We start from the raw sequence: 16208 nt of genomic DNA on the forward strand, positions 1-16208 counted from the left end.
CTTCGCTATCGCTCGTAATGACAGAAATACCTTGTTTTGCCTAATTCCTATAGTTATTATAGTCATTGCGACTGGAACGGAGTGGAAGGAAGCAATCTCGTGATATCTCTGAGATTACTTCGCTATCGCTCGTAATGACAGAAATACCTTGTTTTGCCTAATTCCTATAGTTATTATAGTCATTGCGACTGGAACGGAGTGGAAGGAAGCAATCTCGCGATACCTCTGAGATTGCTTTCCTGACGGAATGCTCCGCAAACGCTGTCGCTCGCAATGACAGAATTACTTGAGGACTTATGCAGAAATCGGTCTTTGCTTCTAGGTTTCCGAAATCTCCACCAGCACATCAAGGAAAAAAAATTATTTTCTATTGGTCAAGGGGAGGCTTTTAACCTAAATTATTTAATTATCATTATTAGCTATAATTTCATTGATTTTCTCCTCCAAATCTATCTAATAGTTCCTCACGAGACAACTCTAATAATAAAGGCATTAATTCTGGTAAAGATAAAGATAGTAAAGGTTCAATAATTACCTTTAGTTGGCTATCCAATTCTCCAAACCGAAATACAAGTAAATTTTCGATCATTTCTCGATGTCCTTGTTGTACTCCTTGTTGTACTCCCGACTGAGTAGCCTCTTCTAAACGTTGGGAAAAAAGTGGTGATAATCTCATAATTAACTCCCTATCTTCTGGATCTTTATCTGGATTTACTTCTATATTACTCAGCAAATCTACTAATAACAATAAAGCATTTTTTCGATGGATATTATCCTCTGGTAATGCGTCTAATTCATCAATAGCTTGAGACTGAACTTTTCCTCTACCTAATATTCTTAGCCACATTGTTTCTGGAGTTCTTGGTAATTGATGAATCACAACTATTGCTGTACGGAAATATTCTCCTAAAAAGTAAATTCCCTCACCCCAGTTTGGTCCATCTAGAGTAGCTTTAAATCCATTTAATATATTTTGGGAAGCTGTCGGAGTTAATATCCATAATTTAGGATAGTTATCCATAGAAATACGAGTGTTATTTCGGTTCGCTTCCCGTTTAATTTCTCCTTTAACTTCCAGTAATTTGAGAAGACAACTATCAATTTCATCAGGGGTAACAGGATTACGATAAGGTTCAAATAAAGCTGAAGTTGTAGCCAAGCGACCTAGTAATCCTAATTCTTCTGGATTTCCTTGAAGTTGTGTTTGGGGAGAAAACCAAACATCTATTTGTCTGACCTCTCCTCGAACTTCACGGGGTGCTTTTACTTCCCCAATACTTGATAGTAATTCTTCTAAATATTGTTTGGCAAATTGGTCGTAGGGGAATTTGGTCATTTTAGTTATCAGTTCTAGCAGTTCTCTAATCTATGAGGTACAGTTTTAGATCCCCCCTGCGCCCCCCCCTAACCCCCCTTGATAAGGGGGGAACCGCTTAAAAAGGGGGGAGCTTTCAAAGTCCCCCTTAAAAAGGGGGATTTAGGGGGGTCATAAATGTACTTTATAACTGTGGGAATTGCTATATCAGTACCTATGACAGAAGCCAGAAGTTTGAAATATTGAATCAAATATTTTTTTCATCAGAAATTTACTTCATAGATTAAATAACTACTATAGCTTTTTCCTCTCAAATAATTCATAACATTGATGCTTAACTTTACCAGGATAACCATCACTTGTTTTAATAATGTCTGAAATCTCATCCTCACTAAACTCAATTCCTTGATATTCTGGCTCCAAAAAATCAGCTTGAAGTTTACTTTTGATAAAATCACGAATAGTTTCCTGATTCCAGGATTCCAAATATTCTTCAATACAGATATTTTTAAATGGAGAAGTTTGATCCCCGCTATCTGGAAATAAAATATCCAATGGTTTAGAAGCAGCAACTACTAAACGTAAAGGAGGATCGACATCATTTGCTAATCCTCGTAACTGACTGCGAAGTTTATTAGTAAACCAGTCATAAATCATATTTTCTACTACATCAAGCAACAGCAGAATTCGATATGGTTTAATATTTAATTTTAAGTTACGTCCTCTAGAAATTTTAATACCAATTTGTTCACAAAGTTCTGCATAAAAATCATCATCACTATGAATATTTTGCAAATCTATATAGATTGGTTTTCGAGTTTTTTTGAGATATTGACTAGCTTTTTGAGCGATCGCCTTCAACATAGAAGACTTTCCGACTCCACTCTCGCCAATAATAGCAATACTACTACCACTATTAAGTACCTCAAAAATTCTGTTAATTTCTCGCTCTCTATTAAAAAAGAACTTTGGATTATCTATAATTCCATTTAATGGGATAAAAGGATTAGAAACTTTTTGTGGAAATTCTGTTGAAGTATTGTAATTTTGTTGTTGAGTGTACCGATTTTTATATTCTGTTTCTAACCATTCTAATAAGATTGGAAACTTATTTTTTCCACTATGATTTATGATTGTTTGAAATTTACGATATACTTGCGATTTTCGTTTTTTATAAGCCTCTTCATTCTCATCACCCATTACAAGACAACAAATTTCTTTATCATCTTTCTCCAAATTTATCCTTTCAAATCTTCTGAAAAAGAACTCTTGTTCTGCTGAAGTTAATTTATAATCAATAGCAATGCTTTTCAGAAAATTCTCCCATTGTTCCCAATTCTCCATCAGCCTAACTTGTCTTTTGTTGTATTGAGTATAGCCTAAAATCTTCCTTCTCACAAAAGGGGAATATTATTTCCCCCTAATTCCCCTTAGCTAGATTCTCCAGGGGGAAACTTTTGTGGCTTAAAAAATTGAGAAGTATTTCATACCATGAGATTGTCAGTTAATTTCAGACACAAAAAAATTATGGAAAACCAAAAATTATCTCAAAAATATTACTGTTTATTGGTTCGAGACAATAGTAATAACAACTATTATATTTGTTTCAAATGCAGTCTAAAACATTTGACAAACAAACCCAAAATTAGATGGAATAAATTATTCAAAATAGGAATAGCAATTATAATTACCCTATTAACCAGTTTTACCCCTGTGAATCAAGAAACATTAGATTCCCAGACACAAACTATTCAAACTATCAAAAATTATGCGACAATAACTAGACTAATTTTGGAATTTTCTGGCAAATAAATAATACCAAGCGTAATAAATCTTTGTTACATAAGGTAGGGACGTTGCATGCAACGTCCCTACATCTGAGGGAAGAAGGAAGAAAGAGATTGCTTTTAATTTTTGACTTTTAATTTTTGACTTGCGCGTAGCACTGGGAGTATCTCAACCCATCCACAACCATGTACGGGTTTCCTGACAATGGAATGTGGTTAAGCGATGAGGACGTAAAAAAAATTCCCAATCAAGTTAAAATTCAAGGATATACAATTAACTTTGGTCAGTTGCAACTGTCGGGACTGCTCCTGAGTTAATTGCGCACTTGTACTTATGTACTTTATAAAAGTCCTAAATTGCAAGATCAGACTTAGGGAGAATAATTGTGGCCAAAAAAGACAAATTAAAAAAGTCTAATCTTCTCTACCAAAGATTAAAAGAAGCATTAGAAAATGGTAGTAAAGTCCGCATTGAAGCTGAGGAAAGCTATTATGGTTTCCCTATTACTTTAACAAAAGATTTTGTAGAAATTATGGTCTTAGTGCCACCAGATGAATATGACGAAGAAGATGATTCTTTTAAGCAGGTGACATGGTTGATTCGACTTTCGTCTATTTTTGCGATCGCCTACCCTACGGAATACTGGTCAACAGCAAGATTGGAAAAATTACTGGAAATAGGTTCAAATCAAGTTTAAATTTTTTTTAGTTAAAACAATATAGAGGTAGATTAACATTCTCCCGTTATTATCTTTAATTGAACGGGAGTTGATTATAAAAGGGTACAGAAACTAGAAACCGGGTTTGTGCAACATAGATGTCAGTATTGTGATATCTCTAAAACAAACCCGGTTTCTGATCGTTGACTTTTTGCAAAAATAGGCAACAGGCAAAAGATTTTTATAGAATTAGACATCAAAAAAGATTTTTAGGGTAACTTTTGCAACGCCAGATAATTTATATATAATCCGATGAAAAATTCGTCCGCAGCGACGAAAAGGAAGCAATCTCCTGCAACCCTTGAGATTGCTTCCTTCCACTCCGTTCCAATCGCAATGACTACAATAACTAATTATCCTGATTTGATATTATATCATGTTAGGTTGAATAATTATAATTAAAGCTCGTAGTAGGGCTTTAGCCCGACAATGGATAGATAGGGCTAAAGCCATACTACAAACAAAAATTTTTTTATCACTAATTATCCTGATTTGATATTACAGCAGATTCCAAGTATATGAATTACAAATATTAAAATGGGCAACTTTGCAGTATTTTCTTTTCCCTGTTCCCTGTTCCCAGTTAAGTGTTCCCTGTTCCCTTCAAAAGTGAAAAATATTGACCAAAAAATAAGGTCTCAAGCCTCCTCTTTTAAGGGGATGAAACAAAGAATCTTCAGTATTTCAAGCCTCTGGGTTTCCGTTTGTCATGCTGCGCAAACAGCCAGAGGAACTGATAACTGATAACTGATAACTGAAATGACCCTATTGTGATGATCCAGGAGCAGGGGGTAATTGATATTCATTAGGATCGACTGTTCTTGCTGGAGTGGGTTGTTTTTCAGACTCAGAGGGAGTAACCGACTTCTCAGAAGTATCGCCACCACCACTTTGAGGCGAACCAGGTAAAGTTGCTAGAGCTACGCGATCGCCTCCCACCTCCCGCAACAAATCTAAAACTTGCACAACATCATTGTATCTTGCCTCTTTAGGAGCATATAATACAACAACTCCCCTGGGATTAACCTGATTATATCTACGCACAAACTTTTCCAATTCCACAGCATTCACAGGTTGTTGTTCAATAAAAGTTTTTCCCACCTCATTCACACTCACAAGTAACATATCTTGTGATTGAGGTTTACCCGTGCTAGCTTTTGGTAAATTAACATTAATTGCTTGCTGACGGGTTAACTGCAAAGCAGCTAAAAGAAAGAAAGTCAGAATACAAAAAATTACATCAATTAGAGGTATTAATTCAATCCTAACTTCTTCACTAGCCAATTCTTGATTAAGTTTCATAATTTTTTGGTTTGGAGAAATAAGAAATTATAGCGCTACGCGCAAGTCAAAAGTTAAAAGTAATCTCTAACTGAGTTTTCAGTTCGGAAATGCTCCGCAAATGGAATTTACCGAAAAATTAAGGTTTAAAGCTTCTCATGAGCAAGGAGAAAAAAAGAAAAAAATTTCTTTTTAACCAATCCTTCTATTACAGAAGAGGTAATTATTAATTATGGAACAATGTCCGTCCCCTAAATGCGCAGTGCTATAGCTAGAGTAAAATTATCTACTGGAAAAAAGTCAATATTATTTTGCTTCAATAAATGAGCGACTTTTTTGTTCTAATTGCTATATTTTTAGTCAGTTATTATTAGGTTCATCTGGAGGTTGTTCAACATCACTTTCGGGTGAAAAATCTGTTTGCTTTTTATCCTGTTCTAAAGCATCAGGAACATTCCGAGAATTCTGCATCCATGAAGGAGGAAAATAAGGATTCTTATCTTGTGAATTGTGCTGATTTAAAGATGTCTTTTGCCAATATTGTCGGTAGAGCAATTCCAACTCATTCCCAGCTTTCCGAAAAACCTTCATTTGATTAAATAACAAACTTTGAAATAATCGATAAAATACCAGACTAAAAATAGCTACTACCAAACCAGCAGCCGTACTAATCAAAGCTTCACCAATACCTACTGTTACCCCGGCAGTTGAAGAAGTACCCAAGTCGCCCAGGCGAATCGAACCCAGGGAACCAATCAGACCCAAAACAGTACCCAGTAAGCCTAACATCGGAGCCAAAGCAATTACCCCTTCCAGTAACTTATCTCCCTTCCGCATCGAGGCCAACTCATCATCGGCGGTAGCTTCCAGTGCCAATTTAAACACTTCTGGTTCGGGGTTTTGTAATCGTAAAGGTGCGTAGAGAAAACGACCAATAGGTTGTTTTAGAGTACGTCTCGCCATTTCCGTTGCTATACTCCAGTCACGGCGTGCGGCCTCTAATACCCGGTTAACCGTTTGTTTTTCCTTAATTAATAGGTTTGTCCAGAACCATAGGCGATCGATTATGGTACTTAGGGACAAAATTGATAAAACTAACAGAGGCCACATAGCAGGGCCTCCCTTCTGAATCAGCTCTTCAAAAGTCACAGTATATTCACTCCAGCAGTTTCTAACTGATTGATTACTTAATATTTGTCTATTTACTTTTTATTAAGTTCCTCAGAACTATCAAATTTTAATATATATACTATCGGAATATATATTGACAAAAGTCATAGTAAATGATATTTTATAGGTTTTGCAAATATTAAGATTTATACATAATCTTTGGATAAAGTTTCAGCACATTTTCCGCATTTATTTTGACGACTGGTCCAAAAGAGAATGAAATGATCGGGTGCAGACTACATAAACAAGCTTTGAAACCCATATCATTAATATTAAGGGTGTCAATGTTTGAATTTATAAGTTGTTAGTTAAAAATTACGTCCCTGATTAAAATAATTAGCTGCAAAATGTGGGAATTAACATTAATTAGGAAATATTCTGGAAATAGGGGTAGGTATAACCGAACAGTTATATTACTCCCACCAAAGGAAACCTCCAAAATGGCATTATTCGGGACCAAAACCCACATTTACAATTTTTCGCAAACACCATCAGAGTAACTGCAAGATGTTTATTCCCTCCATCAGTCAGGTCATTGATTATCATCCCCTTACCGCTACACCAGAAACTCCTGTAGAAGATGTAGTTATCTCCATGAGTAGTACAGGTTCAAGTTGTGTGCTAATCATAGAAAAACAATCTCCTCCCAATGAGACCATCCTGGTCTCTCATATGATAGAATCGGCCGATCGCACTCTCGAATCCCCAGACGGAAGTTATAATTTCAACACTCAAGATACAAAGATACAATCTTTAGGGCCAGTCATTGGTATATTTACTGAGCGAGACTTAGTACAGTTAGCCTCTATCGGCGCCCCTCTCAGTGGATTTCCGATTGCTCAAATTATGATTAGATCCATAATAACAGCCCAACTATCGGAAATTCCAGATATTTTTGCTCTCTTCACACTACTGGAAAAACATCAAATCAACCACCTACCAATCGTTGATAACTCAGAAGAACTTATTGGCCTAGTTACTGGCCGCAGTTTTATTTTCAATCAGCCTGAGCCAAATAACAAAAGTCAAAAATCAATAGCCAACCGTCAAGATAAACTATTAAATCATCAAAATATTGCTGTCAATAAAGATTTAGCAGCCCAGGATAATGTAGTAAAAAATCAGAATAATTCACCATTACCTGTAAAAATAACCTTCGATTCATGCTTAAAATTACCAGTCAATTTAATCCAAATTAATCAGTTAGAACAAATCCATGAATCTCAAGTTATCCAAGCTTCATTATCTTTATCAATTAGGCAAATTACCCAACTGATGTTTACCCATAATGTCAGTTATATTCTGATTATTGAAACAAAAGAAAACCAATCTAAAAATCAGACTGAGAGTAACCCAAAAAAACAAAATTCACAGCATCAAAAGTTAACCAAAATTATAGGTACAATTAGTAGTAGAGATATAGTACAACTACAGGCATTAAAAATAGACTTTAATAAAACTAAAGCGGAGATAGTTTGTAACAACTTACCAGTGCTAATACGCTCCCAGGCAAGCCTAGAAGTAGCTTTAGGTTTAATGAAAAGAAATTATTACTTACTGCCTCTAATTGTGCAAACTTCTACAGGCAAGATCGGTAATCTTATTACTCCTACAAAAATTATTCAACAAATACTTCTAGGCAAATCATTATATCAATCATTAGTTCGCTTTCATAGTTATATAGAACAAACATCTATCAAATTGCATCAAGCTGATGAAAAACTTAAGGAATCTGCCATTGAACGGAAAAAATTAGAACAAATTCACTTGAAAGCACAAGAAAGTGCAGCCCTAGCTATTGAAGGAAATCAAGATGGAATTTGGGATTGGAACATCAAAACTAACGAAATTTTCTACTCTCCTCAGTGGAAAAAAATCTTAGGCTATACAGATGATGAAATTTCTGGTAAAATCGATGAATGGTTAAATCGAATTCATCCAGAGGATATCGATAAAGTTAGTGCTGCTGTTCAAGAACACTTAGCAAAAAAAAATCCTGTTTATCGAATAGAATATCGAATTAAATGCAAAGATAATCGTTTCATATGGATTCTCGATAGGGGAAAAGCTTTATGGAAATTAGGAACACCAGTGAGAATGGTGGGAACTTTTGTTGATATTACTCAGGCAAAAGAAACAGAAATACAACAAGGGTTTCAACTAGAAAACTATAGCCAAATTATTAATAATTTTCAAGAAATAGTTTGGCAAACTGATGCTAAAGGAAACTTAATTTTTTTAAATGATACATGGGAAAAAATTACAGGTTTTGCTCCGGAAAATAGCTTAGGTGAAAATTTTTTAGACTATATTCATCCAGAAGAAATAAATCAGTTAAATTCTCCAGCAGAAAATAATCCAGAAAATACAGAGTTAGCTATTATTAATAACAAATTAGTTGCAGGTTGCTATCAATTAAGGTTGTTAACCAAAAACGGAAACTATTGTCCAATAGAAATGAAGAGTACATTGCTGGTTGATAGCGAAAACAACATTACTGGTATGATAAGCACCATAACTGATATTTCTGCGAAGATCGCCATCCAACAAGACTTACAAGCAAGTGAAAAAGCAATCAGAGAACTGTATGAAGTCACTGCAGGTGCAGATAGCTCCTTTGAAGGCAGAATAGTGGCATTACTTGAAATGGGATGCCGTCGTTTTGGTATGGATATAGGTTTATTAGGGCAAGTTTTAGGAGAACGTTATGAAGTTATTGCAGCTCATCTACCAGAAGATTTCCTATTTGGAATAGCTAAAGGAGACGCTTTTACCCTGGAACAAACATTTGACCGGGAAGTCTTACGATACAATGAACCCCTTGCGATCAAATCAGCTAAGGATTCCCAGTGGCGACATCATCCAGCATACACTGTGCGTCGTGTCGCATCTTATATTGGCACGAAAATTTTTGTCTCAGGAAGAGTTTATGGCACCCTCAGTTTTACCTGTCGTCTTGCCAAGAATAAATGGAGTTCAACAGATATAAAAGTTTTAAAATTAATGGCAACTTATATTGGCGGTGAATTGTTGCGACAAGATGAGATAGAAGCTTTACAAACAAAATATCAGCACTTTTTATTACTTAAACAAATTACCCAAGAAATTCGCTCTAAGTTAGATAGTAAAGAAATTTTTCAGACTACTGCTACCCAAATTGGACGAGTATTTGGAGTTAACCGTTGTTCAATTCATAGCTATGTTGCTGAACCCTATCCACACCTACCTTGTGTTGCTGAATATTTGGAAGCAAACTATGAATCAACATTGGATTTAGATATTGCTGTTACTTACAATTCTCATACAGAAAAATTATTAGCAGAAGACAAAGCGATCGCTTCTCCAGATGTATTTTCAGATCCTCTATTAAAATCATCCGCACCGATGTACCGGAGGTTAAAAGTTAGGTCAATGTTAGCAGTTCGGACCTCCTATCAAGGACAACCAAATGGTATTATTAATTTACATCAATGTGATTATATGCGTCAGTGGAAACAGGATGAAATAGACTTATTAGAAGAGGTGGCATCTCAGGTAGGATTAACTTTAGCTCAGGCACAAATATTAGAGTCAGAAGTTACTCATAAACAAGAGTTAGAAGCTCATAATAAAGCTCTGGAACAAGCACGAGAAGCAGCAGAAGTAGCAAACCGTGCCAAAAGCGAATTTTTAGCAATGATGAGTCACGAAATTCGCACTCCAATGAATGGTGTAATTGGAATGACAAGTTTATTATTAGATATGGAATTAACTCCCGAACAACGAGATTTTGTGGAGACTATTCGTACCAGTGGGGATGCACTACTAACTATTATTAATGATATTCTTGATTTTACGAAAATTGAGTCTGGAAAACTGGAATTAGAACAAAGTCCTTTGGATGTTAGAAGCTGTGTTGAAGAAGCGCTAGAATTATTAGCACCAAGGGCAGCACATAAAAATTTAGAACTGGCTTGCTTAATTGATGATTCAGTGCCAGGAATGATTGTGGGAGATGTGACAAGGCTGCGTCAAGTATTGGTAAACTTGTTGGGAAATGCTGTTAAATTCACAGAAAAAGGAGAAGTAGTTGTCTCTGTCAGTGCTATAAAAATTGGTGAAAATCATCAAGAAGATAATTTATTAGAAGAGATAAATTACGAAGAAATATCTAACTTTCAAGCTCCCGGTAAAATCACAGGTAACTATGAAATACAATTTGCTGTTAAGGATACAGGTATTGGTATTCCTCCAGACCGGATGGATCGCTTATTTAAAGCTTTTTCTCAAGTGGATGCTTCCACAAGTAGACAATATGGTGGTACAGGTTTAGGATTAGCCATTAGTCAAAGATTAAGTGAAATGATGGACGGTCAAATGTGGGTAGTTTCTCAGTCAGTAGAAATCAAGAATTTCCCAGAACAAAAACAACAAAAATTCCTGTTAAAAATTGATAACAATGGCGACATTAATCACAAAAAAAATCAAATAAATATTGAGAATTTGAATGCTACTGAATCTATAGTAGAAGTAGCAGGAACTCCACCTAATTACTTTGTCAAACCAGAAGCAGGTAGTAGAGGTTCAACCTTTTATTTTACTATTCAAGCCAAGGCAATTGCAATGCCTTCTCCTGAAAGAATTGATAGTTTCTTAAAAGGCAAAACAATATTAGTTGTAGAAAGTCATCCTGTTAATCAAGAGGTAATTAAACAACAGGTTAAATCATGGGAAATGATACCTGTAATTGCTGATTCTGCTGCCAAAGCTTTAAGCTGGTTGGAACAGAAAAGAGCTTTTGATATTGGAATTATCGCCATGAATATTTCAGATATGGATGGATTGACATTAGCTAGAAAAATTCGCAAATTGGAAACCGAACAAAACTCAAAACAAAATAACAATTATGAGTTATCTTTACCATTAGTAATGTTTACTTATATTGGTAAAGCAGAAATTTTCCGAGAACTTCAGGAAGCAAAAATTAATTTAGCTGGATTTTTGAATAAACCAGTCAAACAGTCTCAATTTTATAATGTTTTACTGCAAGTATTTGGAACTACAGGAGAAGGAGAGGTTAACGGCAAAACTCCTAGTTTAGGTGTGAAATATTTTCAAGACCTTAGTGAAAAAAGTAACGTTCGTTCTAATATCCGCATATTGTTAGCAGAAGATAACGTAGTTAATCAGAAAGTCGCAATACACTTACTAGAAAAAATTGGTTATCGTGCAGATGTAGCTGCTAACGGAATAGAAGTTTTGGATGCTCTCAAGCGGATACCCTACGATGTGGTATTAATGGATGTGCAGATGCCTAATATGGATGGAATAGAAGCAACCCGTCGCATTTGTCAAAAATACCCAGAAGAAAAACGCCCTTGGATTATTGCTATGACAGCTAATGCGATGCAGGGCGATCGCGAGAAGTGTCTAAATGCTGGTATGGATGATTATGTGACCAAACCAATTCATCGCGAAAAATTAGCACAAGCTTTAAACAGGTTTAAACCTATCCGAAACAAAAAATCACAATCCAAAACTGATTCAGAAAATGGAGTTAGTAATCACTCATCATCTGTGGAGTTAGCATTAGTTAAAATAGACCCTCCCAAGAAACCAATTACTCAGAAACAGGAATTTACTAATGGTAAGGTAGAGTCAACTTCTCAGTTGGAGAAAACAATATCCCTCAAAAGTACATTGCCTATTCTTGCGCCAAGCCCTATTCTTGCCCCAAGCAATACTGAAAAAGCTTTACAGGAATTAGTAAAAGTTGATGATTTAACCGATTTAGATACAGAGAATTTACCAGCAACTGAGGAAACTACAGTGTTAGGTTTAGATTTCTTAGACGATATCTTAGAACCAAAAGACGATCAACAATTAGCGCTCGACCCTAAAATTATAGAAGACTTTCGCAATCTTTATGATGATGAACCAGATACCCTAGCTATTCTAATACAAGACTATCTTGCTGATGGCGATAAACATATGAGTACGATTAGGAAGTCTATCAAAAAACGTGATTATCCTACATTAAAAGGAGCTTCTCATACACTCAAGTCTAGTAGTGCTTTATTAGGGGCAATTAATTTTTCTGAACTATGTAAAGAGTTAGAATATATGGCTCGTGGTGCGATTGAGTCTGGAGCAGATTTTCATCTTGAAAAAGCTACGGAAATCCTCTCACAAAGTGAAACTGAATGGGAAAAAGTTCAAGAAGAATTAACCGAAGAAATAAATTTATAGCATTGTTTAGGAGTCAGAATTCAGGAGTCAGAATTCAGGAGGAAATCATCGTAAAAATTCGTTAAGTGGGAAAAGTGCCTGTTTTAACGGCTGGAGGGAAACGACTCGACGGGCAATAAAGCGTACTCAAAATTTGTGTTATAGTTAAATCTTAAAGACACAAAGACCTCGTATGGCATGGTGAAAGCCCGATATCTAGTGGACGATCCACGTTAAAAGGTAGTTAACCGAAAAGGTGGCTCGGTGCTTACCAGCACTCTGTTTCCAGCCGTTAGACAGCAGGTTGTAACCAGCGAGCGAGTGAATCAAACAACCCATACCTAAAAAGCAGACTCAATGGTATGCATGGCCGCAGATAGTAGTGGCAATTGCCACCCCCTAGTAGGGGGGATTCGCGAATCCCCCCTACTGCTGCATTCGTACTACGGTACGGTGCTGGCAATGTGGCCGTTTCGAGCAATGTGGAAATCGTGGCTTTAACCCGATAGAAAGCTCCTAGTCACGAATCCACGCGACTTTAGTCCGTGGAGTGTCAAAGTGTTAACTGATGAGTCAACAATTAAGTAAATTTTTATAGCAGTCGAAGCAAAGATTAGGACATTTCTAAATCCTGAAATCCTGTGACAGTTTACTATTCCCTATTCCCTAGCGCGTAGCGCTATATACTTAATTTAATATTTTCCTAAGAATTTGATATTATTCCTATGTCTAAAAATATAGACTGACAAGCCAAAACCAGACTCAGATTTGATATGACTCCATGTAAAATTAATTCTGATGAACAGAAAGATGCTGGTGAATGGCTTGATAACAATCAGAAACAGATGCTCTTTCTGTCATTGCCTCCACTAATGCTTTATATGCAGACTGATGATTTTCTAACAAACTACGAGCTTGCAAAGATGCCCAACTTTGTTTAAGTTTAGACTCCCCAGGACGTTTTAATTGTGTCAAAATTGCTGTAATCTTCGCCCGATCTTCTGCTCCACCCTCAGCATTACCATAAACTAAATCTTCTGCAGCAATACCCGCCATCCAGACAGTACAATATCGATCTACAAGTTGGTCAGAAATTATGCCTTTCTGTAACTGAGCAGCTAACTTTTGGTCATCAAACCTAACTCCACCCTGAGCTGACTGACCTTGGCGAAATGCTTCCCATGCACTCAGAGCATATCCACTAACTGGAATTTCCAATAAATAAGCTACTAAAAAATGTCCAGCTTCGTGACAAATAATTCGATCGCGTCTTTCTGAAGATGTTCCTTCCACTAAATCTACAATAATCATACCTCCCTGACCCTGCCATCCCAGGGTATCTATAGTTGCTAATACCAGCACAGAAAAAGTAGCGATCGCTGGTATAAGTGGAGATACATTAAATATTGGTCCTAGTAAAGCAGACATGGTAAGAACAAAAATACCAATGGCAATAATATTGAGTGAAGTTTGTTTCATAATTAGGGAATAGGGAATAGGGAATAGGGAATAGGGAATAGGGAATAGTTACAGGTGTTAAATTTTCTGCATTATTTAAGAATAAGTTTTTAATAATCAACGCAGCCACGCACTGTTATTTTTACCCTATTTGCTCTTTTTGTGCAACAAAGCCATTATTAATTATTAATTATTAATTGTTGAACCCCTCTTCCTCAAGTGACCTTGCCTGCTCAAAAGTGTTTGAACTATGACTATCACCTACAAAGCGCCAATGCCAAGGTTCATAACTAATTCCTTGAGAATTATCTCTCGGAAAGGATAACTCAAAACCATAATTACCAGCATTTTCTTGTAACCATTGGAACGCTCTAGTATTTTCAAAACTAACTTTGAGGTGACTTCCTGGCGATCGAGCATCCCCAATATCAATAGCGTAACCTGTATGATGCTCGCTGTAACCGGGAGGGGCACTAACTTCAGCCCTTTGAGATGTCACCTGTCCCCGCTCTGCTTTTACCTCAAAAAATAAATACTCTTGATCTGCCAAAGTTCTAAACCCCGAAAGAGGAACCAAATTAATATTTGCAGACCAAGCTGCATCTGCCATGGCATTAAATTTTTCTGTAGCATTTGAACGCAGTCTCACATTTTGGTTGCCAAAGACTGGTGTCAATTCTTGCCAAGATGCTTCTTTGTAGGGCAAATGTCCGAGTATATTTTCTTTCTGCTGAATGGAAGAAGTCGGAGATGACGAAGGTGAAGGTGTTTCTATAGGAGTGGGATATGGTTCAACTACTTTTGTGCCCATATTTTGTTTCATTTTGGCGACAAAAGAATTGTCTGGAGTTTGGTTAAATTGGAAGTGCAAACCAATACCAATGATTAGAGCGATCGCCCCTATCAGTAATAATTGCCAAACCTGCCATTTTTTCTGAGGCTGAAAAATTTGCTGTTTTGCACCTTCGTATTCATCTCTTACAGCTTCAGGAATATCATCTACTGGCAATTTTGCCTCGTCTGGTGTTTTTTTTAATAGACCCAGCTTATTCAAAATTTTCACCTAAAACTCCTCGGTAGTTTGAAAGCCTCTTTGCTTTAGGAACAGTTTGAAAAACGCCAGCCACAAATTTACTCACAGTATCCCTGATGGGGCAGGAGAATGGTTGACGTTCTCACAGACCTACAATAATCAGTAAAACATAAAATTATGTGTCTGTTTTCGGCGTTGGTAAATCAAGAGATTAAACTTTAAGAGTAATCTGTTTGTGATACCTCTAAATATCTAACCAGAGTAAGTGATGGGTATTACCTAAGAGTAGAAAATCATCTTACCAATTACCAACGCCCTGTTTTCTATTCCTGCTTCGACCGGGTAGCGTCGGCGCTATCCAGTCCACAGAGTGTCATAGTCGTTTGCTTTGTAACGCTGGCGAATATGCGGAATGGGGAGCACAGAGCTAACTAACTGCCAAAGCTAAATTAATACTACTTTCTAATCTATCGCTTTCTGGAGTAAAGTTTGTTTTGCCAATGTTATTGGTCGGCAAATGTTTAATGGCCAGTTACCGATTCTGTCCTTTCTACCTCATTTAGTCCATTATTATTGTGTATAACTTTTCTTGGTCTACCTGGTTTACGCTTGTGCCGTTGACTAATAGACTTATCACTAGCCACAGCTAATTCTTCTGGAGTGCATTTTAAAATATCCAGAATTTCCAGGTACTTTTGGGGAGTCATTGTTGGTTCTGTACGCCCCGTCTCCCAGTTACGAACACTGGTTTCGCTGATACCTAGTCGCTCTGCTACTTCAGCACGGGCAAGCCCCGCACGTTCTCTCAGGGCTTCCATGTCCATACTTTTTATATTTCCTCCGCCAATCATCTTATCTAAAATATAAGGTTTTTTGAAAACTGATTCGGTATTTAAATTAAGCATCTTCATTTTAAACTCCTTAAAATAGAATTGTCTAGGTTTTTTTTAAAAGACGAAATTATTGTCGCTACGCTCCTAACCTTTTGAGTATTAGGAAATTAAATTGTTATTTGTGGTGAAATGAAACCCCTCAAAATACTGATTAAACCATTTTAGGTCTATCAGTTCAGTGGGTTATGGTGAATACAGTTTAGTAGCGATAGTGGCAGCAGTAACGAACAAAGTATTTTTTACCATGACTTTAGATAGCACCTCATAAAATTTGCTTGATGTGCTTATATCTTATTTTGATGTTGTGGGAAATTGCAAGACAAAAACAATTTTTTCTCACATCTA

At 36.4% G+C, this 16208-nt stretch carries 10 protein-coding genes; 3 read left to right on the forward strand and 7 right to left on the reverse strand.

The features are described from left to right. Positions 1-427 precede the first annotated feature (427 nt). Positions 428-1336, reverse strand: coding sequence for a hypothetical protein (locus tag F6K22_RS09775; protein WP_293096469.1), 909 nt, complete (start codon positions 1334-1336; stop codon positions 428-430). A gap of 273 nt (positions 1337-1609) precedes the next feature. Then, positions 1610-2659, reverse strand: coding sequence for an nSTAND1 domain-containing NTPase (locus tag F6K22_RS09780; RefSeq protein ID WP_293096471.1), 1050 nt, complete (start codon positions 2657-2659; stop codon positions 1610-1612). 183 nt (positions 2660-2842) lie between these two features. Between F6K22_RS09780 and F6K22_RS09785 the strand changes: the two genes are divergently transcribed. Beyond that, positions 2843-3127, forward strand: a complete 285-nt coding sequence (locus F6K22_RS09785) for a hypothetical protein (protein ID WP_293096473.1) — start codon at positions 2843-2845, stop codon at positions 3125-3127. A gap of 361 nt (positions 3128-3488) precedes the next feature. After that, positions 3489-3800, forward strand: a complete 312-nt coding sequence (locus F6K22_RS09790; RefSeq protein WP_293096476.1) for a hypothetical protein — start codon at positions 3489-3491, stop codon at positions 3798-3800. A gap of 786 nt (positions 3801-4586) precedes the next feature. On the opposite strand, the gene F6K22_RS09795 is transcribed toward F6K22_RS09790, so the two are convergent. Together F6K22_RS09795 and F6K22_RS09800 are read right to left on the reverse strand one after the other, a co-directional pair. Further along, entirely contained in the window at positions 4587-5123 is a 537-nt protein-coding gene (locus tag F6K22_RS09795) for an ExbD/TolR family protein (protein WP_293096478.1), read from the reverse strand. 339 nt (positions 5124-5462) lie between these two features. Further along, entirely contained in the window at positions 5463-6212 is a 750-nt protein-coding gene (locus tag F6K22_RS09800) for a MotA/TolQ/ExbB proton channel family protein (protein ID WP_375340146.1), read from the reverse strand. Between the two features lie 567 nt (positions 6213-6779). Between F6K22_RS09800 and F6K22_RS09805 the strand changes: the two genes are divergently transcribed. Continuing rightward, positions 6780-12500 (forward strand): response regulator, encoded by a 5721-nt coding sequence (locus tag F6K22_RS09805; protein WP_293096483.1) that lies wholly within the window; start codon positions 6780-6782, stop codon positions 12498-12500. A 768-nt stretch (positions 12501-13268) separates the two neighbouring features. Here F6K22_RS09805 and F6K22_RS09810 read toward each other — a convergent pair. The 3 genes from F6K22_RS09810 to F6K22_RS09820 form a co-directional block, all read right to left on the reverse strand. Continuing rightward, on the reverse strand, positions 13269-13958 hold the full coding sequence (locus tag F6K22_RS09810; protein ID WP_293096486.1) for an ATP-dependent Zn protease: 690 nt from the start codon (positions 13956-13958) through the stop codon (positions 13269-13271). Between the two features lie 172 nt (positions 13959-14130). Further along, positions 14131-15000: a M15 family metallopeptidase gene (locus F6K22_RS09815; protein WP_293096488.1), complete on the reverse strand. Its 870-nt coding sequence runs from the start codon at positions 14998-15000 to the stop codon at positions 14131-14133. A 491-nt stretch (positions 15001-15491) separates the two neighbouring features. Beyond that, a complete protein-coding gene (locus tag F6K22_RS09820; RefSeq protein WP_293096490.1) occupies positions 15492-15794 on the reverse strand; it encodes a helix-turn-helix domain-containing protein in 303 nt (100 codons plus the stop codon). Positions 15795-16208: the final 414 nt, after the last annotated feature.

The sequence above is a fragment of the Okeania sp. SIO2F4 genome, from assembly GCF_010672385.1.
Taxonomy (GTDB): domain Bacteria; phylum Cyanobacteriota; class Cyanobacteriia; order Cyanobacteriales; family Microcoleaceae; genus Trichodesmium.

Bases quoted from the DNA above. Each gene is read 5' to 3' on its own strand.
- F6K22_RS09775 (WP_293096469.1), bottom strand. From the start codon at position 1,336: ATGACCAAATTCCCCTACGACCAATTTGCCAAACAATATTTAGAAGAA.
- F6K22_RS09780 (WP_293096471.1), bottom strand. From the start codon at position 2,659: ATGGAGAATTGGGAACAATGGGAGAATTTTCTGAAAAGCATTGCTATT.
- F6K22_RS09785 (WP_293096473.1), top strand. From the start codon at position 2,843: ATGGAAAACCAAAAATTATCTCAAAAATATTACTGTTTATTGGTTCGA.
- F6K22_RS09795 (WP_293096478.1), bottom strand. From the start codon at position 5,123: ATGAAACTTAATCAAGAATTGGCTAGTGAAGAAGTTAGGATTGAATTA.
- F6K22_RS09800 (WP_375340146.1), bottom strand. From the start codon at position 6,212: ATGTGGCCTCTGTTAGTTTTATCAATTTTGTCCCTAAGTACCATAATC.
- F6K22_RS09805 (WP_293096483.1), top strand. From the start codon at position 6,780: ATGTTTATTCCCTCCATCAGTCAGGTCATTGATTATCATCCCCTTACC.
- F6K22_RS09810 (WP_293096486.1), bottom strand. From the start codon at position 13,958: ATGAAACAAACTTCACTCAATATTATTGCCATTGGTATTTTTGTTCTT.
- F6K22_RS09820 (WP_293096490.1), bottom strand. From the start codon at position 15,794: ATGGACATGGAAGCCCTGAGAGAACGTGCGGGGCTTGCCCGTGCTGAA.